Annotated in this window: 20 protein-coding genes; 16 read left to right on the forward strand and 4 right to left on the reverse strand. The window is 62.3% G+C overall.

The window, feature by feature from the left end:
* Positions 1-19: 19 nt before the first annotated feature.
* Together V6617_RS03590 and V6617_RS03595 are read right to left on the reverse strand one after the other, a co-directional pair.
* The gene (locus V6617_RS03590; protein ID WP_338609142.1) at positions 20-1,675 is read right to left on the reverse strand and encodes an acetolactate synthase large subunit; all 1,656 of its coding nucleotides are present in this window, start codon (positions 1,673-1,675) and stop codon (positions 20-22) included.
* Between the two features lie 164 nt (positions 1,676-1,839).
* Positions 1,840-2,124, reverse strand: coding sequence for a GNAT family N-acetyltransferase (locus V6617_RS03595; RefSeq protein WP_338609143.1), 285 nt, complete (start codon positions 2,122-2,124; stop codon positions 1,840-1,842).
* A gap of 344 nt (positions 2,125-2,468) precedes the next feature.
* Between V6617_RS03595 and V6617_RS03600 the strand changes: the two genes are divergently transcribed.
* From V6617_RS03600 to V6617_RS03615, 4 genes are all read left to right on the forward strand, one after another.
* Positions 2,469-3,362 carry a LysR family transcriptional regulator gene (locus V6617_RS03600; RefSeq protein WP_338609144.1) on the forward strand — a complete coding sequence of 298 codons (894 nt, stop codon included), beginning with the start codon at positions 2,469-2,471 and terminating at the stop codon, positions 3,360-3,362.
* A 141-nt stretch (positions 3,363-3,503) separates the two neighbouring features.
* Positions 3,504-4,439 (forward strand): pirin family protein, encoded by a 936-nt coding sequence (locus V6617_RS03605; protein WP_338609145.1) that lies wholly within the window; start codon positions 3,504-3,506, stop codon positions 4,437-4,439.
* A gap of 25 nt (positions 4,440-4,464) precedes the next feature.
* A complete protein-coding gene (locus V6617_RS03610; protein ID WP_338609146.1) occupies positions 4,465-5,712 on the forward strand; it encodes a DUF5996 family protein in 1,248 nt (415 codons plus the stop codon).
* A 32-nt stretch (positions 5,713-5,744) separates the two neighbouring features.
* Positions 5,745-5,984, forward strand: a complete 240-nt coding sequence (locus tag V6617_RS03615) for a DUF2188 domain-containing protein (RefSeq protein ID WP_338609147.1) — start codon at positions 5,745-5,747, stop codon at positions 5,982-5,984.
* Positions 5,985-6,241: 257 nt separating this feature from the next.
* Here V6617_RS03615 and V6617_RS03620 read toward each other — a convergent pair whose 3' ends face one another.
* Complete coding sequence (locus V6617_RS03620; RefSeq protein ID WP_338609148.1) at positions 6,242-7,438, reverse strand: mandelate racemase/muconate lactonizing enzyme family protein; 1,197 nt, start codon at positions 7,436-7,438, stop codon at positions 6,242-6,244.
* Between the two features lie 18 nt (positions 7,439-7,456).
* The gene (locus tag V6617_RS03625; RefSeq protein ID WP_338609149.1) at positions 7,457-8,239 is read right to left on the reverse strand and encodes an IclR family transcriptional regulator; all 783 of its coding nucleotides are present in this window, start codon (positions 8,237-8,239) and stop codon (positions 7,457-7,459) included.
* Between the two features lie 182 nt (positions 8,240-8,421).
* Here V6617_RS03625 and V6617_RS03630 point away from each other — a divergent pair, with 182 nt between their 5' ends.
* The 12 genes from V6617_RS03630 to V6617_RS03685 all read left to right on the forward strand — a co-directional run bounded on the left by V6617_RS03630 (position 8,422) and on the right by V6617_RS03685 (position 19,209).
* Entirely contained in the window at positions 8,422-8,853 is a 432-nt protein-coding gene (locus V6617_RS03630) for a VOC family protein (protein WP_338609150.1), read from the forward strand.
* Positions 8,854-8,859: 6 nt separating this feature from the next.
* Positions 8,860-10,008, forward strand: a complete 1,149-nt coding sequence (locus tag V6617_RS03635) for an iron-containing alcohol dehydrogenase (protein WP_338609152.1) — start codon at positions 8,860-8,862, stop codon at positions 10,006-10,008.
* A complete protein-coding gene (locus tag V6617_RS03640; protein ID WP_338609153.1) occupies positions 10,005-11,180 on the forward strand; it encodes a mandelate racemase/muconate lactonizing enzyme family protein in 1,176 nt (391 codons plus the stop codon). Before V6617_RS03635 ends, V6617_RS03640 begins: the two co-directional genes overlap by 4 nt.
* Positions 11,181-11,417: 237 nt before the next feature.
* Positions 11,418-12,644, forward strand: a complete 1,227-nt coding sequence (locus V6617_RS03645; protein WP_338609155.1) for an ABC transporter substrate-binding protein — start codon at positions 11,418-11,420, stop codon at positions 12,642-12,644.
* A 66-nt stretch (positions 12,645-12,710) separates the two neighbouring features.
* Positions 12,711-13,571, forward strand: coding sequence for a sugar ABC transporter permease (locus V6617_RS03650; RefSeq protein WP_338609156.1), 861 nt, complete (start codon positions 12,711-12,713; stop codon positions 13,569-13,571).
* Positions 13,568-14,398 carry a carbohydrate ABC transporter permease gene (locus tag V6617_RS03655; RefSeq protein ID WP_338609158.1) on the forward strand — a complete coding sequence of 277 codons (831 nt, stop codon included), beginning with the start codon at positions 13,568-13,570 and terminating at the stop codon, positions 14,396-14,398. The genes V6617_RS03650 and V6617_RS03655 overlap by 4 nt, the downstream gene beginning before the upstream one ends.
* Before the next feature lie 38 nt (positions 14,399-14,436).
* Positions 14,437-15,258: an aldo/keto reductase gene (locus V6617_RS03660; RefSeq protein ID WP_338609160.1), complete on the forward strand. Its 822-nt coding sequence runs from the start codon at positions 14,437-14,439 to the stop codon at positions 15,256-15,258.
* Between the two features lie 43 nt (positions 15,259-15,301).
* On the forward strand, positions 15,302-16,360 hold the full coding sequence (locus tag V6617_RS03665; RefSeq protein ID WP_338609162.1) for a sn-glycerol-3-phosphate ABC transporter ATP-binding protein UgpC: 1,059 nt from the start codon (positions 15,302-15,304) through the stop codon (positions 16,358-16,360).
* A gap of 7 nt (positions 16,361-16,367) precedes the next feature.
* Positions 16,368-17,126 carry an SDR family NAD(P)-dependent oxidoreductase gene (locus V6617_RS03670; RefSeq protein WP_338609164.1) on the forward strand — a complete coding sequence of 253 codons (759 nt, stop codon included), beginning with the start codon at positions 16,368-16,370 and terminating at the stop codon, positions 17,124-17,126.
* Between the two features lie 38 nt (positions 17,127-17,164).
* Positions 17,165-17,917, forward strand: a complete 753-nt coding sequence (locus tag V6617_RS03675; protein ID WP_338609166.1) for a ribonuclease activity regulator RraA — start codon at positions 17,165-17,167, stop codon at positions 17,915-17,917.
* Between the two features lie 24 nt (positions 17,918-17,941).
* Positions 17,942-18,439 (forward strand): 2,4'-dihydroxyacetophenone dioxygenase family protein, encoded by a 498-nt coding sequence (locus V6617_RS03680; protein WP_338609168.1) that lies wholly within the window; start codon positions 17,942-17,944, stop codon positions 18,437-18,439.
* Between the two features lie 8 nt (positions 18,440-18,447).
* Positions 18,448-19,209 (forward strand): SDR family NAD(P)-dependent oxidoreductase, encoded by a 762-nt coding sequence (locus tag V6617_RS03685; RefSeq protein WP_338609169.1) that lies wholly within the window; start codon positions 18,448-18,450, stop codon positions 19,207-19,209.
* Positions 19,210-19,225 lie beyond the last annotated feature (16 nt).

The following is a 19,225-nucleotide window of genomic DNA, read 5'->3' on the forward strand; positions in this document are numbered from 1 at the left end:
TTGGTCTCCCTTCGCTCGATTACGCGAGTTGCACATCGGGCCTGCGGTTGCGCAGCTCGTCGACGAGAACGCGGGTGTTCTCGGAATAGTCGATCGGCACATCGACCAGGTGGACGCCGCCGCCGGCAAAGGCGGCCTCGAGCGTGGGCACGAGATCCTCGACCGCGCTGACGCGGGAACCCTTTGCACCATAGGCCTGGGCGTAGCGCACGAAATCGGGATTGCCGAAGCTCATGCCGAAATCGGGAAAGCCGTCGACCGCCTGCTTCCAGCGGATCATGCCATAGGCCTTGTCGTTGAGGATGACCACCACAAGGTTCAGCCCGAGCCGCACCGCCGTTTCCATCTCCTGGGAGTTCATCATGAAACCGCCATCGCCGCACACTGCCATGACGCGTCGGTCGGGATAGAGCATTGCCGCCATCATCGCCGAGGGCAGGCCGGCGCCCATCGTGGCGAGCGCATTGTCGAGCAGCAGTGTGTTGGCGACATGGGTGCGGTAATTGCGGGCGAACCAGATCTTGTACATGCCGTTGTCGAGGCAGACGATGCCGTCTTCCGGCATCACCTGTCGGACATCGTGGACGATGCGCTGCGGCGTGGGCGGGAAGCGCTCTTCGGTGGTGCGGTCGTTGATGCGGGCGAGGATACGCTGACGCAGTTCGAGCATCCCCTCGTCGGGCGAGAGTTTTCCCTCGAGCCGCTCGGCAAGTCCTTCGATCGTGGCCCCGATATCGCCGATCACCTCGAAATCGGGATGGTAGACCTGTTCGACCGTGGCGGACTGGTAGCCGACATGGATGACCTTCGGTCCGCCCGCGCTTTTCATGAGGAAGGGCGGCTTTTCGATGGTGTCGTGACCTATCGCGATGATCAGGTCGGCACGATCGACAGCCTCGTGCACATAGTCGCCTTCCGAAAGCGCCGCAGTGCCCATGTAGAGGTTCGAGCCGCCGGTGACCGCGCCCTTGCCCATCTGGGTGTTGAAGAAAGGCAGCCTCGTGCGTCTCACGCATGCCGAAAGCGCTTCGACCAGCGCGGGCCGGTTGCCCACCGCGCCGATCATCACGAGCGGGCGCTTGGCGGAAAGGATCATTTCGGCCGCGCTCTCGAGTGCGGCGGCGCTGGCTACAGGGCGGTCAACCGTGTGGCGCGCCATGACCGAGATGTTTGCGACCTCGGCGCCCGCAACATCCTCGGGCAGTTCGAGATGCACCGGTCCCGGCCGCTCCTCCATGGCGACGCGAAAGGCGTCGCGCACCGTCGAGGGTATGGCGGCGGCACTGACGATCTGGCGCGTCATCTTGGTCAGCGGTTTCATCGAAGCGACGATATCGACGATCTGAAAGCGGGCCTGCTTTGCGCTCATCACCGGCTTCTGACCGGTGATGAGGATCATCGGCATGGCACCGAGATGGGCGTAGGCGGCGCCGGTCGAGAAATTGAGCGCCCCCGGGCCGAGCGTGGCGAGGCAGACGCCGGGCTTGCCGGTGAGCCGACCATGGGTCGCCGCCATGAAAGCGGCGGCCTGCTCATGGCGGGTCAGAACCAGCTCGATGCCGGAGGTCCGCAACGACTCCAACAGGTCGAGATTTTCTTCGCCGGGCACGCCGAAAATGCGTTCAACGCCTTCGTTTTCGAGCGCTGCGACAAGAAGGTCCGATCCTTTGGGCATTTTTGGGTCCTTTATGTTGGCCGTTTGGAGGGAACGCACGGCAAAAACGGGTAGCCAAAGCGGTTTAGAGCCAAGGGTTTGATTGACTCAAATCCCTGGCTCTAAACCCTTGTCTTGTCGCGTGTCGGAACCGCAAAACCCTTCTCACTCTTGCTGGACACGCTCTAGCCGACAACGATGTCGGAATATTGAGGGTGGCGGGCATAATAGGCACCCATGAAAGAGCAGCGCAGGACGACTTTGTCGCCGCGCGCCCGGATCGTATCGAATACACCCCGGGCGAGCCGGGAGCCGACCCCCTGGCCCGTGAACCGGTACGGCACATCGGTATGGGTGAGGATCAACCGGCCATCCTCCATGCGATAATAGGCGGCTGCGATTTCACCATCGCTGCCCTCTATCGGCAACTCGAAACGATGTGCGGCGGGATTGTCTATAACGGTGCTCATGTGTTGCCCCGGGCCTGTGGATCGCCGGCGTCCTGAGGGCTATCGGACATTTGCGACGTCTTGTGGGCATCCTGGACGATGGAGGCGACTGGCGCGCCTGTCCGACCATAAACTAGTCAACGCCGCAGGCTCTGCGGTGCAGCATCTGCCTGGTTGGTGCCGTTCTTGCTTCCTTCTTGCGCCTTGGCAGGGACCAGGCTTGAGTTGGTCCGGCAACTTGGAGACGGTGCCACCAAAGCGAATGCGTGACGCCAAACTGCCTGGAATTTATACAATGGCATTGCTTTCGGCGGCACGCTAGAGCGCGCTCCAGTTACACTGCGTAGCGAAACGGGGAACGCTGGATGGACACTGACGATTTGCGGATATTTGTGGAAGTGGCCGATGCCGGAGGCGTATCGGCTGCCGCGCGTCGGCTTGGCGTGTCCAAGTCGGTGGTCAGCCGTCGCCTTTTCCGGCTCGAGGCGGAGCTTGGCGTCCAGCTTCTTGCCCGAACCACGCGCGGCGCGGCGCTGACCGAAGCGGGGGTTGCGTTTCGCGACCATGCGGCAAGAGTGGGCGCGGAGATCGATGCGGCCAGGGAAACGATCCAGCCTTCCGGTGATCTTACCGGCCGCCTGCGTATCGCAATGCCCCTCACATTCGGTCCGACCCATCTCGCTCCGGTTCTGGCGGATCTGGCGCGCCGCCATCCAAGACTTCACATTCACTCATCTTACAGCGACCGCTTTGTCGACCTCATCGCCGAGGGTTTCGATTGCGCGATCCGGGTCGGCTATATGCAGGACTCCAATCTGGTTGCCAGGCGTGTGGGCGCGATCCATGGAAAGTTTCTCGCCAGTCCCAGCTACATTGCCGAGCATGGCGCACCTGAGGCGCCGGCAGAGATCGCTTATCACCAAGCGCTGATGCAGGGCACCGAAGCCTGGCAATTTGTGGACGGCGACAAAATCGTCACCATCAATCCGCAGGGACGCTACAAGGCGGACAACGGCATCGCGCTCGCGGCGGCGGCTGCTGCCGGGTTGGGGGTCGCGTGGCTGCCCGACTGCGTCACCGACACCTATGTCGCCTCGGGCGCTCTTGTTCCGATCATGACACGCTACCCGGTGCCTTCGGCAGGGGTTTTCGTCATTCGGCCGCCAGGGCAGCACCCCTCGCGAAAGATAAGGATATTGACCGAGTTGTTGATCGAGCGCCTTGGTGAAGACCCGTGCCTTGTGGCCGTCGCGCGCTGACGATGGATTGGCGCGTGGGGAGCCTGGCGTTGCATTTGCTGCGACACAGCTCAGCGGGTCACGGCGCTAGCGGCAAGGCTGACTGCCAGATACCACGACGTCCAGGCCAGATCGGACCATGGGGACGGAAAGGATGACGATATGAGCTGGAACCCGGCAATCGAACCAGGCTGCCCCGACGATGTCGGAATCGACGCGATCGAGACCCTCATAGTGCCGCGCTCGCGCGACCTTGGCGATTTTCAGGTCCGGCGCGCGCTGCCCGCGCCGAAGCGGCAGATGGTCGGTCCGTTCATTTTCTTCGATCAGGCCGGACCGGCGGAATTGCTGACCGGGCAGGGCGTGGACGTGCGGCCCCATCCCCATATCGGGCTGGGCACGGTGACCTACCTGTTCCAGGGCGACTTCCATCACCGTGACAGCACCGGCGCCGATCAGGTCATCAGTCCCGGCGCGCTGAACTGGATGGTGGCAGGGCGGGGCGTGACGCATTCCGAGCGCACCTCGGCAACCGCGCGAAGCGGCCCGAACAGCCTGTTCGGGATCCAGACCTGGCTGGCCTTGCCGGACAGCCATGAGGATGTGGCACCCAGCTTCGAGCATCACGGCAAGGCGGCGCTGCCCATGATCGAGGATCGCGGCATTTCGGTTCGGCTTATTCTCGGAAATGCCTATGGCAAGAGCGCGCCGGCCAAGATGCTCTCGGAGACCTTCTATGCCGATGTGAAACTCGATCCGGGAAGCCGGCTGCCCATGCCGGACGATCACGAGGATCGGGGCATCTACATCGTCGAGGGCTCGATCTCGGTGGCCGGACAGGATTTCGCCGCCTCGCAGATGATGGTGTTCCGGCCGGGGGACCGCATCACGGTCGCCGCAGGCGATCAGGGGGCGCGGCTCATGATCCTGGGCGGCGCGACGTTCAACGGGCCACGCTATATATGGTGGAACTTTGTTGCCTCCTCCCAGGAGCGCATCGAGCGCGCCAAGGCAGAATGGCGCGCCGCGAACTGGGGCAAGGGACGTTTCGATTTGCCCGTCAACGACCGCGATGAACACATCCCGCTTCCCGAGTGATGGCAAAAAGCCGAAAGGAACAGCAATGAGCAACTGGCCCCAACTCGACTATCTGAGCTGGCGTGAAACGTGTTCGGCTCTCCACCTCTATTTACAGATCGCCGGAAAGTACCGGCTGGCCCATACGCCGTGGCTCAACCATTCCTGGAACGCGACCTTTTATGTTACCCCGAGCGGTCTGGCCTCTTCGCCCATTCCCGACGGGCCGGGCATCGAAATCCTGTTCGACCTTCGCGAGCACAGGGTCGTGGGCACCTGCGGCAATGGCCGCAAGGCATCGTTTGATCTGGGGGCATCGACGGTCGCGACATTTCATGGTCGCTTCGTGCAGCTGATTTCGGACCTTGGGGGGACCCCGACCTTCAACGGCAGCCCCAACGAGGTGCCGTTTCCGGTTCCCTTCGCCGAGGACGACCGCGACCGGCCCTATGACCGGCAAGCCGTGCAAAGCTTCCACCAGAGCCTGATCGCCGTCGATAGGGTCTTTAACCGCTTTCGCACCGCGTTTCTGGGCAAGTCCAGTCCGGTTCATCTGTTTTGGGGCGCTCTCGATCTGGCCGTCACGCGCTTTTCGGGGCGGCGCGCGCCGCTGCATCCTGCCGGGATCCCGGCATTGCCCGATGACGTGGCCCAGGAGGCCTATGATCGCGAGGTGTCGTCGGCCGGTTTCTGGCCGGGCGGTGGCGGGATCGATTATCCGGCCTTCTATGCCTACGCCTATCCGGCGCCCGGCGGTTATCGCGCGGCGGCCGTGCAGCCCGACGCCGCGTTCTGGCACGAGGGCATGTCCGAATTCGTGTTGCCCTACGCGGCCGTGCAGTCGGCGGCCGATCCCGATGAGACCCTGATGGCGTTCCTCGTCTCGACCTACGAGGCGGCGGCCGATCTGGGCGGATGGGACCGCGATCTTCTCGAATGCGCGCATGGTCAGCCGCGAAAGGTGCGCACGCCGGATGCCGCGCTGGCAACGCATGCGCAGCCGGCCGGCGAGGAGAAGGTCGAGCGGCTGGATGGTCCGTCCAAGGGGCGATACCGTCTGATCATCGATGGCATCGAGGCAGAGATGACCTACAGCCGGGCCGGCCAAGGACTGATCATCATCGACCACACGGAAGTCCCTGCGGCGCTGCGCGGCCGCAAGGTTGGCGAGCGGCTGGTGCGCCAGGCGATCGAGGATGCGCGTCGCGACGGCGTCGCCATCATGCCGCTGTGCCCGTTCGCCAAAGCGCAGATCGGGCGGCATCCGGAGTGGCAGGACGTGTTGCACCGGTGACATTATGAAAATCGAGCGACAGGAGCGATGAAATGAGCGTTGTGAACTATCGGGTCGTCGAACATGACGGCGGCTGGGCCTATCGGGTGGATGGGACCTTTTCGGAAACATTTCCGACCCATGACGCGGCCTTCGGGGCGGCGCGGCGGGCGGCCTGCAAGCAGTTGCAGCCGGGCGAGACCACGGGCATCGCCTGGGAGGACGAGAGCGGCCACTGGCACGCCGAACTCTCGCGCGCCAGCGACAGGCCCCAGGCAAGAGTCCTCGACTGAGGCAGTGCTGCGGTGATGTCCATACCGGCCGGGCAAGCCGGGGCGTGCTAGGACCAATCGACATTCAGCTGATGGCGGCCTGCAAATGGCAGTTTGCTGCGCTTCCGGTGCTCACGTACCCGAACGTACGCTCCGCTCATAGCCCGCGAGCTTAAGCTCGCGGGGCGTTCTTCCCTACAGAAGGTCCACCGGACCTTCTGTAGCCGGTCATCACTCTCGAAAACCGCCATTTTCGGCTCACCCTAAGCTGAATGGCTCTAGTCGAAAAAGGCCTGGTCGTCCGGCTCCAGATAAGGTCTTGCCCGTTCCGGGATCAGGTCCACGCCCATGCCTGGGCGCTCGGACACGGCGATTTTGCCATTGACCACAATGGGATCGGGCAGACCCTCAACGATGTCGTACCACCAGGCGGGGTCGCCGGTGGTGTATTCGAATGCGATGAAATTGTCGGGCAGGGTGGCGCAGACCTGAACGAGGGCGCCCAGGCCGAGCAGGCCATTGGCGGTGCCGTGGGGCGCCATCATGATGCCGTGGATATCGGCAAATTCGGCGATCCATTTGAGTTCTGCAATCCCGCCCACATCCGCCGGGTCGGGGCCGACGACGTGCACGGCATTGCGCTCGATCAGCTCCTTGAAATTGTGCCGCAGATAAATCTGCTCGCCGGTGTGAATGGGCGTGGTCGAGCCACGCGTGAGGTCCCTGTAGCTGCCGGCATCCACCCACGGCGTGTAATCGCCCGACAGAAGATCTTCGATCCACATCAGCGAATATGGTTCGAGACGGCGGGCGAGCTTTATGGCGTCCGAGAGCATCCAGCCCGGACCGCAATCGAGCGCCAGGCCAACCTTGTCTCCTGCCACCTCCTTCATCGCGGCTACGCAATCGACAAACAGATTGAGACCCTTTTCGGTTATCGGGCCGCGGTCAAGGGCGCCATGCAAGGGGCTGGCGGTGGGATCCCCATAGTAGAAATCGGGCACGGCGCGTTTCATGTCCGAGTGAAACCCGATCGGCTGCTTTATGATGGTGAACCCTTCGGGGGACTGCATCATCGCCTTGAGATCGGCCGCATAATCTTGCGGCCGATGGCCGGCCAGCGGAAAGCGAACGGCGCCGTTATAGACCCTGACGCTGTCACGAACCTTGCCCCCCAACAGGCGATGCACCGGAACATTTGCGGCCTTGCCGGCGATATCCCACAGGGCCATCTCTATGACGCTCACGGCGCTGCCCCAGGGTTTGAAACCGCCACGCTGGCGAATTTTTCGCATCACGCGTTCAACCAGCCTTGGATCTTCTCCAAGCAGGGCATCGCGCAGGGCCAGAATGTGGGGTTTGAGATAGGTCTTCCAGGTCTCGGCCTGAGCATAGCCCGAAATGCCCTGGTCAGTGACGATCCTCACCACCGGGCTCTTGCCGATGATGGCGCATCGCAGGTCAACGATCTTCATGGTTTTCTCCCCCAAGCCCTATTCGGGCATGTCCTTTGTCATTGCCTGGGCCGTTTCGAGTGCAGCCAGCCGGATCTCCTCCATGCGGCGGGGCTCGGTCCCGGCCAGAAAGGGGACGCTCAGCGCGGCAACCATGCGCCCGGACCGCGTTCTGACCGGCACCGCGTAAGCGTGGATGGACGGCGCGTTCTCTCCCTTGTCCTGGGCCCAGCCCAGCCGCCGGATGCGGGCGAGTTCACTGCGCAATCTCTTGGGGTCGGTGATGGTCCGGCCGGTATAGGCCGCCAGCGGCTTGATGAGCCAATAATCGAGAACATCACGCTCGAGAGAGGCGAGCAGCAGCTTGCTGGCCGCACCGGCATGAATGGGCATGCGTTGTCCCGGAGCGACGGTCAGCGCATATTCGCGCCGCCCCTGTGCCGCTGCGAGGACGAGGATGCCATCGTCATCGATCACGCTGAGCTTGACGCCCTCGCCGAGGTCGCTGGCCAGCCGATCAAGATGAGGCTGGCAGATGGCCACAAGATCGAGCTCGCTTGCCCTCGAGGCAACATGGGAGGCAAAGGTGAGCAGGCGACGGCCGAGATGGTAGATCCCCGCATCGTCGCGCCGCACCATTTCGTGGTGCTGGAGGGTGTTGACGATGCGATAGACGGTGGTGCGTGGCAGGCCGAGCTCACTCGTCAGGTCACGAATGGTCAGTCCCGCGGGACGCTGCTCGATGGCGGTCAGGACCTCCATCATCCGATCGATCACGGGAATGGTGTGCTTGCTGGCGCTGTCTTCGGCGATTTCGGCCATGCGTCGGGAAACTCCAGTTGACAATCGGTGTTGTCCATCTAGCATAGCGATATGAACTGATAAAGTTCAAATGTGAATTTATCGCCCTGTTTCTGCCCGGAGGAGGCGCAGGGTCTGCAAGGCGGTTCGGGCCGGGATCGAATCCCGACCGGGCGTCACAGTGCCAGGGAGGCCAATCGTTCATGCTGACAGTCAGCCGCATTACCCACATCGCCATCAAGGTGACCGATATCGAGGCCACGCTGGGCTTTTATGTCGGGCAGTTGGGGTTTGAAGAAATGTTCCGTCTCGATCGAGACGGAAAGCTGTGGATCGTCTATCTGCGGATAAGCGACACCCAATACCTCGAGATCTTTCCAGAAGGAGAGGGTGTGGGCGTGCCCGGACCGGAAAGAACGGGATACAATCACATGTGTCTCGAAGTGCCCGATATCGAGGCCGCTGCCAGGGAGCTGGAAGCTGCCGGTGTCGAGCTTGCCAAGCCGGTCGTCGATGGCGCCGATGGAAACCGTCAGGCCTGGATCGCGGATCCGGACGGCCACAGGATCGAACTTATGGAAATGTCGCCCAACAGTTTCCAGGCTGACGCCATTGCGCGGATCAGGGGGGAGTAGCCGGTCATGGCGCGGATCACATATTTGACAGCCATCGATTTTGGCGTGGGCGCGGTCGGCGAACTGGCGGCGGCTGCAAAGGAGCTTTCGGTCAAGAGGCCGCTTGTGGTGTCGGATCGCGGGCTTGCCGGCACCGGGCTGCTCGACACGGTCATGGCGCAATTGCCCGATGCTGTCGCTTTCCTCGACACGCCGTCAAATCCCACTGAACACGCCGTCTCGGCGGCGCGTGCACTGTATGAGCAGGAAGGGTGCGACGGGGTCGTTGCGCTCGGGGGCGGCTCGCCCATCGATCTGGCCAAGGGCGTGGCGCTTACGGCAACCCATGCCGGGGCGCTCGAAACCTACGCGGCCATCTATGGCGGGGTTGAACGGATCACGTCGGCGGTTGCGCCGGTGATCGCCATTCCCACGACGGCCGGAACGGGCGCGGAAGTGGGGCGCGCTGCGCTCCTGACGCTCGAGGATGGCCGCAAGCTCGGCTTTATCAGCCCTTACCTTATCCCGCGTCGTGCCATTTGCGATCCCGAACTCACGCTGGGCCTGCCGCCCGGCCTGACCGCCGCTACAGGGCTCGATGCGCTCTCGCATTGTATCGAAACCCTGTTTTCGCCACGCTTCAATCCAACCGCCGAGGCGATTGCTCTCGATGGTGCGAGCCGGATATGGCGCAATCTCGAAATCGCTTACAAGAGCGGAAACGATATCGAGGCGCGCAGCGAGCTCATGATCGGCGCGCTTCATGGCGGGCTGTCGTTTCAGAAAGGGCTTGGCGCCGTGCACGCGCTCAGCCACGCGTTGGGTGGCTTGTCCGAACCCAAACTCCATCATGGCACGCTCAATGCGTTGCTCATGCCCGTTGTCGTGCGGTTCAACGCACAGGCGGTGGGCGACAAGATGGATCGGCTCAAAATGGCCATGGGGCTCGGGCCGCACGAGGATCTTGCCGATGCGCTCGAGGCCCTCAATGGACGCCTCGATATGCCGCCGGGCCTTGCCGCGCTTGGTGTGCGGCGCGAGCAGTTCGACTGGCTCATCGAGCGCGCGCTTGCCGACCACAGCCACGCCACCAACCCTCGCGAGCCGAGCGCGCGTGACTATCGAGACATGCTCGAAGCGGTGTTCGAACCGCACGTCAGGGAGGCCGGGCAATGAAAATCACGGGGCTGAAGACGTTTGTCGCCAATGTGCAGCGAACCAATTTCGTTTTCGTCAAACTCTATACCGATGAAGGCTTTGAAGGGGTTGGCGAGGCAACGCTGGAATGGAAAACGCTCACGGTCGTCGCCGCGCTTGAAGAGCTCGAGCGCGTGGTGGTGGGGCGCGATCCGTTTACCAGCGATGCGCTGATCGAAGAGTTGCATCGCGACAGCTACTGGCGCACGGGGGCCGTTTTCCGAACGGCGCTGGGGGCGATCGATGCCGCTCTTCTCGATATAAAGGGCAAGGCGCTCAACGTGCCGGCCTATGAGCTTTTGGGCGGGCGTTATCGCGACCGCGTCAAATGCTACGCCAATCACTGGTATTTCGGCGCAACGACCCCCGATCAGTACGCCGACCTGGCGCGCAAAGCGGTCGCGATGGGGTATGGCGCTCTGAAATGGGACCCCTTCGATGCCGCCGATCTGGAGATGACGCGGGCCGAGCGCGCCAAAACGATCGATATCGTTGCGGCCGTGCGCGAGGCCGTCGGACCGAACGTCGATCTCATGCTCGACGTTCACGGACGTCTCAACGTTCCCACGGCCATCGCCATGTGCCGGGCGCTGGAGCCCTATGATCTCACCTGGATCGAAGAGCCTACACCGCCCGAAAACATCGATGCCCTGGCCCAGGTGCGCCGCGCCAGTCCGGTGCCCATTGCGGCCGGGGAGCGCTGGTACGAGCCGTCGCGGTTTGTCGAGGCCCTGCAGAAAGAGGCTGTCGATATCCTGCAGCCGGACGTGTCCCATGCCGGGGGGTTGGCCGAAACCAAACGTATCGCCCATATGGCCCATGCCAGCCTGATTCCGGTGGCGCCGCACAATCCGGTCGGTCCGGTGATGAACGCCATGACGCTTCACACAGCGATCGCCATTCCCAATTTCATGGTGTTCGAGACGGTGTCGGTGGACGTGCCCTGGCGCAAGACACTGGTCCGCGAAACGCTGCAATTTGAGGACGGTGCGCTGCTGGCGCCGACGGCGCCAGGGCTCGGTGTCGAGCTGATCGAAGAGGCCTGCGCGCAGTTTCCCTACGTCGCCACCGACGTTCCGCTGTTCAACGGGACGATCAATACAGCCGGCATCGCCGGCGGGGCGGCCACATTCGATAAAAGCGACGACTGACAGCCCATCCCCGTGCGTCTGCGCAGTTGACAAGCGGGGATTTTTTGCACCATAGTTATCAGTAGAACTGGTTAAGTTCAAATATGAACTGAAATTGGTTTGCCACTTGGGAGAGTGGTTGCGCCGTGGAGGCGGCGGGAGCGGCCATTGCCCGCTCCGGCAGATATCGCCGAACGGTGATCTGGACGGCTCGGATATCGAGCCCAACTGGCGAATGTTTCGCCCAGGGAGGAGAACATGACGATTTTCAGAAAGACCGCCGTCTTGGCGGCAAGTGCATCGACCCTGGCCATGATGGCCGGAACCGCGATGGCCGGGACGGTCACCTGGTGGTCCCCGAATTTCCATGCGCCACGGGCGACCGAGCTCGTCGCGCAATTTGAAGCCGAACATCCCGACATCGATATCGTGATCGAGGAGACGACGTCCGACGGCCTGCCCCAGCGCGTCATCACGGCCCTGCAGTCGGGTTCGGCGCCCGACATCATCGATGTCCAGCACGGCTGGATTGCCGGATATGCCCAGAACGGCCTGGTCATGCCGCTTGACGATATCATCAACGATCCGGACGATTTCATTCCCGCAGCGCTCGATTACGTGCGCTGGGAGGGCGAGACCTATGGCCTTCCCTTCCGGGCCGAAGGTCTGGCGGTGATCTACAACCGCGGTCATTTCGAGGCGGCCGGGCTCGACCCCGACAGCCCGCCCCAGACATGGTCCGAGCTGGTCGAGGCCGCGACCGCGCTGACCGGTGATGGCCAGTATGGCTTTGCGATCACCGGTGGTGGCGAGGTCGGCAACACGATCTTCCGGTCGCTGCCCTTCATCTGGATGAATGGCGGGTCGATCATCTCCGAAGACGGCTCAGAGGCGACCGTCAACCAGCCCGAGGCCGTCGAGGCCGTCAAATTCTATACCGACATGCTCGTCGAGCATGGGGTGTCTCCGTCTTCGACGCTTGAAAATGACGGCACGGCCAACCGTAGGCTGTTCATTGCCGAGGCCGTTTCGATGTATCAGGCCGGCCAGTTCGATATTGCATCGATCGAACAGGAAAATCCCGATATCGACCTGGGCGTGATGGAAATGCCGCATCCGGAAGGTGCCAATACCTCCGCGATCCTTGGCGGCTGGAGCTTCATCGTTCCGACCGACGCCAACAATCCCGAGGAAGCCAAGATCTTCATCGAGTGGATGGCGCAGCCGGAAAACATGGGTGTTTACACCGACACCTTCCCGGCTCGTGAGTCGGCAATGGATATGGAGCGCTTCCAGGACCCGCAGCTGGCCCCCTATCGCGAAGTGCTGCCCTTTACGCAGCCGGTGCCCACGCACCCGGCATGGGTACAGATCACGCAGGCCTATTTCGATGGCATCCAGCGGATTCTGATCGGACAGCAGGACGCTCAGGCCGCGATGGATGATGCGGCTCTCGATATCCAGGATCTCCTGGACCAGTACTGAGCCTTTCAAGGGATGCCGGCCTGGCTGGCCGGCATCCCGTTCCAATCAAATCTGGAGCATGTCGTCATGGGACGGATATCCCCGGGCCTTCTTTTTGCACTGCCGGCACTGATCGTGCTGACCATGCTGGTTGCCTACCCCGTCATGTATACGGGTCTGCTCAGCGTCACCGATCAGCAGGGCAATTTCGTTGGCATCGATAATTTCCAGCGGGTCCTGGGGGCGCGCACCACGCCGATCGCCTTCACCAACACCTTGTGGTGGGTCGGGGGCTCGGTCGTCCTTCAGGTCGTGCTCGGCACCGCAACGGCCATCCTTCTCAACGAGAAATTTCCCGGACGTGGTATCTTGCGCTCGATCGCCGTCATTCCCTGGGTGGTGCCCGGCATCGTGGCGGCGCTGACCTGGGCATGGATGTTTCATACCGAGTTCGGCATCATCAACTACATGCTGACGGCGCCCGGCATCATCGATGAGCCGGTGGGCTGGCTCACCAATCCCGATACGGTGATGCCCGCAATGATCGCGATCAACGTCTGGAAGCTGTTTCCGTTCGTTTCCATCATGGTGCTCGCAGGCCTGCAATCGATCCCCAAGGATCTCTACGAAGCCGCGCGGGTCGACGGGTCCAACTTTCTCGACGAAACCTGGCATGTGACCCTGCCGCAGGTGCGTCCGGTCATCCTCGCCGTCACGCTGCTGCTGGTGATTTGGGCGCTCAACCACATCACGACGATCTACGCAATCACCCGAGGCGGCCCGGCCAATCTGACCCTGATCACGCCCATCCAGATTTTCCGTCTCGCCTTTGAATCGGTCCAGTTCAACCAGGCTGCCGCCTTGTCGGTCCTGTTCTTTGCAGCGGTGATGATCATCGTGGCCATCTACATCAGAGTGTCATCGGCCCGAGAGGAGAAGGCGCTGTGAAACGGTCCAAAGCAAGTCTTGCCCTGATCTATGTCTGTGCCGCGCTCGTGGCCGCGGTGTGTCTGTTCCCGTTCCTGTGGATGTGGATGTCGTCGATCAAGGAGTTGCGCGAACTTTACACCATTCCCCCGGTGTGGTTCCCCGCGATGCCCACCCTGGAGAACTACCGCACGGTTCTGTTTGAATCCAATGTGCCGCGCTATTTCCTCAACAGCCTGATCATCTCGTTCGGCGCGACGGGGCTGGCGTTGTTCATCGCCATATTCGCCGCCTACGGGTTTGCGCGGTTCAAGTTCAGGGGCAAGACGTTTTACCAGTCCTTCGTTCTGATCGGTCAGCTTCTGCCGACGGCCGCCATCATCGTGCCGCTGTTTGTCACCCTGCGCACGCTGGGGCTGGTCAACACCTATCTGGGACTGATCCTGGTCTACATGATCATCACGCTGCCCTTGGCCGTGTGGATGCTCACGAGCTATTTCCGCTCGATCCCGGTCGAGCTCGAGGAGGCGGCCATCATCGACGGTTCCTCGCGCATCGGGGTCCTGTTCAGGATCACCCTGCCGCTCTCGATCCCCGGGATCATCGCGGTGCTGGTCTATTCGTTCGTCACCACCTGGAACGAGTTCATCTTCGCGCTGACCTTCGCCACCGATTCCTCGGTCAAGACCCTGCCGATCGGGCTGGCCGAATTCACCACCGAGTTCAACACCGACTGGGGCGCGGTCATGGCGGCGTCCATGATCATGACGGTCCCCATCGCCGTGCTGTTTTTGTCCATGCAGCGCATGTTCGTCGGCGGCATGACGGCCGGAGCCACCAAGGGCTGAACCGGCCAATTTCGAGACGTTTTGAGGAGTTCGCAACAATGATCGCAACAACCGCCCATGGCATCCCCAAACTCGGGCTCGGCACGTTCGGGCGCACGGGCGAGGACGGCGTTTCAGCCCTTCTCGATGCGCTTGAGATCGGGTATCGCCACATCGATACGGCGCAAAGCTACGATACCGAATCCAGCGTCGGCGAAGCGGTTCGCCGATCCGGGCTGGCGCGCTCGGAGGTCTTTATCACCACCAAGGTCGCCGATACCAACCTGGCCAAGGCCGATTTCCTGCCCTCGGTCGAAAAGAGCCTTGAGACCCTTGGCGTGGACGGGGTCGATCTGTTGCTGATCCATTGGCCATCGGACAAGGATGCGGTGCCTTTCGAGGATTACATGCTTGCCCTCGCGCACACACAGGAGAAGGATTGGGCGAAACGCATAGGCGTTTCCAACTTTCCGATCGCCCTGCTCGAGAAGGCCGAGACGCTGCTGGGTGCCGGTGCCTTGAGCACCAACCAGGTGGAACTGCACCCTTTCCTTCAATCGCCCAAGCTCACGGCCTACGCCAAAGAAAAGAGCCTGCCGCTCACGGCCTATATGCCGCTGGCCAAGGGCAAGGTCAGCAAGGACGCCGTTCTGGAAAGAATTGGCGAAAAGCATGGCGTTACAGCCGCCGCGATCTCTCTGGCCTTCCTGATGGCCGAGGGTCATGTCGTCATCCCCGCCTCGTCCAGTCCGGACCGTTTGCGGGAAAACATGACGGCGATCGGGGTCACGCTCGACGCCGACGATATGGCGGCGATCCGGGCGCTCGATCAGGGTGGCCGCATGATCGATCCCGACAAGGCGCCAGAATGGGACGATTGAACGCCATTTCACACCAAGCCAACGCGACAGACGGGAACTGACAATGGGTACGGTATCGATAAAGGAAGCGCGAAAGGCGTACGGTGCGGTAGAGGTTCTGCACGGGGTCTCGCTCGACATAGCCGACGGTGAATTTGTCATACTGGTCGGCCCTTCGGGCTGCGGGAAATCCACGCTGCTGCGGATGATCGCCGGGCTCGAGGAGATTTCGGGCGGCACGGTTTCCATCGCGGATCGGGTCGTCAACGATCTGCCACCCAAACAGCGCGACATCGCCATGGTCTTCCAGAGCTATGCGCTCTATCCGCACAAGACGGTCGCCCAGAATATGGGGTTTTCGCTCCATCTGGCGCGCACCCCCAAGGATGAGGTTGCGCGCCGGGTTGACGATGCAGCGCGTATCCTGGGGCTCGAAAAGCTGCTCGATCGCTATCCGCGCCAACTCTCGGGCGGGCAGCGTCAGCGCGTGGCCATGGGCCGGGCCATCGTTCGCGACCCCGAAGTGTTTTTGTTCGATGAGCCGCTTTCGAACCTGGATGCGAAATTGCGCGTTGCCATGCGCACCGAGATCAAGGCGCTTCATCAGCGGCTGGGGACCACGACGATCTACGTCACCCACGATCAGATCGAAGCGATGACCATGGCCGACAGGATCGTGGTTATGCATGACGGCATTGTCGAGCAGATCGGCACCCCGCTCGAACTCTACGACGAACCGGCCAACCTGTTTGTCGCCGAGTTCATCGGTTCGCCGGCCATGAACATCGTCGAAGGCCGCATCACCGATGGCCAATTCGTCGCGCGCGATGGGACGACCGTTCCTCTGGGCCAGACGCGCGGCGCGGTCGAGGGCCAGGCGGTCAAGCTGGGCATCCGGCCGGAAGATCTGATTCTTGACGATGCCGGTCTGGCCGGCACGATCATTACGATCGAACCGACCGGCTCGGAAACCCACGTCACACTCACCGTTGCGGGGACCGATATCAGCGGGGTGTTCCGCGAGCGCATTTCGAACCGTCCGGGCAGCGCGTTGCCAGTGCGGTTCAATTCCGACAGGTTGCATCTTTTCGATGCCGAAACCGGCGTCAGGCTCAGCGCGTGAGGCAAAAATGACTGCGATCTATCCCGATCTTGAAGGCAAGACCGTCCTCGTGACCGGCGGTGCCAGTGGCATCGGCGCCGCCATTGTGCGCGCCTTTGCCGCCCAGGGCGCCCGTGTCGGTTTTTTCGATATCGACCGGGCCGAAGGCGAAGCGCTCGAGAGCCAGCTAAGCGGGTCGGGTCAGTCGGCGCGATTTTTCGCCGTGGACATCACAGACATTGCCGCCCTGCGTAAAGGCATTGCCGATCTGCGGAGCGCATTGGGACCTATAGCGATCCTGATCAACAACGCCGCACGCGACGACCGCCACCCGGCGCTCGATGTCACGCCCGAGGACTTCGACGCCTTAATGGCGGTCAATTTCCGCCACCAGTTCTTTGCCTCCCAGGCGGTGATCGAAGACATGCGCGGACTGGGCGGGGGATCGATCATCTGCATGAGCTCGATTTCCTGGTTGGCCGGTTTTGGTGGCATGCCGCTCTATACGGCCGCAAAGGCAGGCATACTGGGCCTTGTCAAATCCCTGGCCCGCGATTTCGGCCCCGATGATATCCGGGTCAACGCCATTTCTCCGGGATGGATCATGACCGAACGGCAGATCGAGAAATGGCTCACGCCCGAGGCCGATGCCATGCGCGAGGACCGTCAGGCTCTCAAGCGCCGGCTCATGCCCGACGACATCGCGCGGCTGGCGCTGTTCTTATGCTCAGAGGACGCCTCGGCAATCACCGGTCAGAACCATATCGCTGACGGCGGCTGGATCTGACGGCGCCGACAGACACACATTTAGAGGAAAGGCACGCCGTGCAAGCTCCATCGGAAATCAAGGACATAACACGTCCCGCCAAACACATCTGCGACGCACTGGCAACAATCGGATCGGCGACGGCCAGCAGCGAACTCTCTTTCATGGGCATTCGAAACCCGCATATGCGCGGACCCAATGCGCTGCGCCAGGGCTATTCGGTTGCCGGACCCGCCCTTACCCTTCAATGCATGCCCAAGCGCGAAGACATCTATGGCGCGGGGGAATACGAGAACCCCGAACTGCAGCTGCATCGCCACGTGCTCTATCCCGCGCAGGCGGGGGACATGGTCGTTGTCGATGCGCGCGCCGATATGGCGAGCGGAATCTTTGGCGAAATGATGCTGACATTCCTGGCCGGTCGCGGCGGCTCGGGCATCGTCGTCGATGGCTGCATCCGCGATTCGGCCAAGGCAAAGGAACTCGATCTGGGCATCTGGGTGCGGGGCGTGACGCCCAATTATCACGCCCAGACCGAAATCATTCCCTTTGCCGTCAACGTGCCGGTGGCGTGCGGCAATGTCCTGGTCATGCCCGGAGACATCATTGTCGCCGATGACGACGGCGTCGTCTCGGTGCCCGTCGCCATGGCCGAGGAACTGATCGAGCGCTGCAGCCATCACGTTGAGTGGGAGGAGTTTTCGCGCCTTCGCCTCTCGCAGGGCGGCGATCTGCGCAAATATTACCCCTTGAGCGAAGCGGCCGAAGACGAATATCGCGCCTGGAAAGCCGCGCAGGGCGCCAAGGGCTGATCCTCCAGTCATCGGAGACGATTTATGTATCGCAACATGAATGGTTCGACGCACGTGCTGTCCGCTGCCGAAATTGCCGTGCCCGCCATCCCCGAGGACGAGCGCGTCTGGGTGCCGCAGGCCGAGGGCGTGTGGTTTCGCCCGCTCATGCTCAACACGCTGGCGGGGCAGTGGTGCAATCTTTTGCGGGTGCGGCGCTCCGGCGTGCTCTCGCGTCACCTGCACCCCAATCCCGTGCATGGCTATGTCATCAAGGGACGCTGGCACTATCTCGAGCACGACTGGGTCGCCGAGACCGGCTCGTACGTCTTTGAACCGCCCGGCGAAATCCATACGCTCGTGGTGCCGGAAGAGTGCCCGGAAATGATCACGTTCTTCAACATCACCGGCTCGATGATCTATCTCGATTCCGACGACAGGCACACGGGATATGAAGACGTGTTCTCCAAGATCGACATGTGCCGCGAACACTATGAATCGGTGGGACTGGGCGCTGACTACCTCGACCGGTTCATACGTTGAGCCCGACGATGGCAACCGATCCGGTCAGCTTTTCATGGGCGCAGGAGTGGTATGGCGGCCGTCGCGTCCTGGTGGTGGGCGGCAGCTCGGGGATTGGCGCGGCGATCGCGCGCGGGTTTGTTGCGGCCGGGGCCAATGTCACCATCACAGGCGTCAGCGACCGGGAAATCGAAGCCCTGTCGTCCGATCCTCAACTGTCCGGCGCGGCCGCCATGACGCTCGATGTGCGTGATGGCGCAGCTGTCGAAACCGAGATCGGGGCCATGGGCGCGCTCGATTGCCTCGTCAATTGCGCCGGGATCATCCGGCGCGGCGAAGAGCTCGACCCGGCGGTTTTCGCCGAAACTGTCGAGGTCAACCTTAACGGTTCCATGCGCTGCTGCGCGGCGGCGCGGCCCGCTCTGGCCAGATCGCCGACCGGGGCCATTCTCAACATGGCTTCAATGCTTTCGTTTTTCGGAGGCGGGCTTGTGCCCGGATATGCGGCCAGCAAGGGCGGCATCGCGCAACTGACCAAGTCGCTGGCCATTGCCTATGCGTCCGACGATATCCGCGTCAACGCCGTGGCGCCCGGCTGGATCGCAACGCCTCTTACCCAGGGTCTGCGCGACGACCCCGAACGCTCCCGCACCATTCTCGAGCGCACGCCGATGGGGCGATGGGGTCAGCCTCACGATGTGGCCAGCGCGGCCCTGTTTCTATGCTCGCCGGCTGCCGCCTTCATCACCGGCGCTATCGTCACCGTCGATGGCGGCTATTCCGCCATGTAGCCCGAAAATCAAGGAC

This window comes from Pelagibacterium nitratireducens (assembly GCF_037044555.1).
In the GTDB taxonomy this organism is placed as follows: Bacteria; Pseudomonadota; Alphaproteobacteria; order Rhizobiales; family Devosiaceae; genus Pelagibacterium; species Pelagibacterium nitratireducens.

What these genes read in the sequence shown, in the direction of transcription:
- V6617_RS03590 (WP_338609142.1), bottom strand. Translation starts at nt 1,675, where the DNA reads ATGCCCAAAGGATCGGACCTTCTTGTCGCAGCGCTCGAAAACGAAGGC.
- V6617_RS03595 (WP_338609143.1), bottom strand. Translation starts at nt 2,124, where the DNA reads ATGAGCACCGTTATAGACAATCCCGCCGCACATCGTTTCGAGTTGCCG.
- V6617_RS03600 (WP_338609144.1), top strand. Translation starts at nt 2,469, where the DNA reads ATGGACACTGACGATTTGCGGATATTTGTGGAAGTGGCCGATGCCGGA.
- V6617_RS03605 (WP_338609145.1), top strand. Translation starts at nt 3,504, where the DNA reads ATGAGCTGGAACCCGGCAATCGAACCAGGCTGCCCCGACGATGTCGGA.
- V6617_RS03610 (WP_338609146.1), top strand. Translation starts at nt 4,465, where the DNA reads ATGAGCAACTGGCCCCAACTCGACTATCTGAGCTGGCGTGAAACGTGT.
- V6617_RS03615 (WP_338609147.1), top strand. Translation starts at nt 5,745, where the DNA reads ATGAGCGTTGTGAACTATCGGGTCGTCGAACATGACGGCGGCTGGGCC.
- V6617_RS03620 (WP_338609148.1), bottom strand. Translation starts at nt 7,438, where the DNA reads ATGAAGATCGTTGACCTGCGATGCGCCATCATCGGCAAGAGCCCGGTG.
- V6617_RS03625 (WP_338609149.1), bottom strand. Translation starts at nt 8,239, where the DNA reads ATGGCCGAAATCGCCGAAGACAGCGCCAGCAAGCACACCATTCCCGTG.
- V6617_RS03630 (WP_338609150.1), top strand. Translation starts at nt 8,422, where the DNA reads ATGCTGACAGTCAGCCGCATTACCCACATCGCCATCAAGGTGACCGAT.
- V6617_RS03635 (WP_338609152.1), top strand. Translation starts at nt 8,860, where the DNA reads ATGGCGCGGATCACATATTTGACAGCCATCGATTTTGGCGTGGGCGCG.
- V6617_RS03640 (WP_338609153.1), top strand. Translation starts at nt 10,005, where the DNA reads ATGAAAATCACGGGGCTGAAGACGTTTGTCGCCAATGTGCAGCGAACC.
- V6617_RS03645 (WP_338609155.1), top strand. Translation starts at nt 11,418, where the DNA reads ATGACGATTTTCAGAAAGACCGCCGTCTTGGCGGCAAGTGCATCGACC.
- V6617_RS03650 (WP_338609156.1), top strand. Translation starts at nt 12,711, where the DNA reads ATGGGACGGATATCCCCGGGCCTTCTTTTTGCACTGCCGGCACTGATC.
- V6617_RS03660 (WP_338609160.1), top strand. Translation starts at nt 14,437, where the DNA reads ATGATCGCAACAACCGCCCATGGCATCCCCAAACTCGGGCTCGGCACG.
- V6617_RS03665 (WP_338609162.1), top strand. Translation starts at nt 15,302, where the DNA reads ATGGGTACGGTATCGATAAAGGAAGCGCGAAAGGCGTACGGTGCGGTA.
- V6617_RS03670 (WP_338609164.1), top strand. Translation starts at nt 16,368, where the DNA reads ATGACTGCGATCTATCCCGATCTTGAAGGCAAGACCGTCCTCGTGACC.
- V6617_RS03680 (WP_338609168.1), top strand. Translation starts at nt 17,942, where the DNA reads ATGTATCGCAACATGAATGGTTCGACGCACGTGCTGTCCGCTGCCGAA.
- V6617_RS03685 (WP_338609169.1), top strand. Translation starts at nt 18,448, where the DNA reads ATGGCAACCGATCCGGTCAGCTTTTCATGGGCGCAGGAGTGGTATGGC.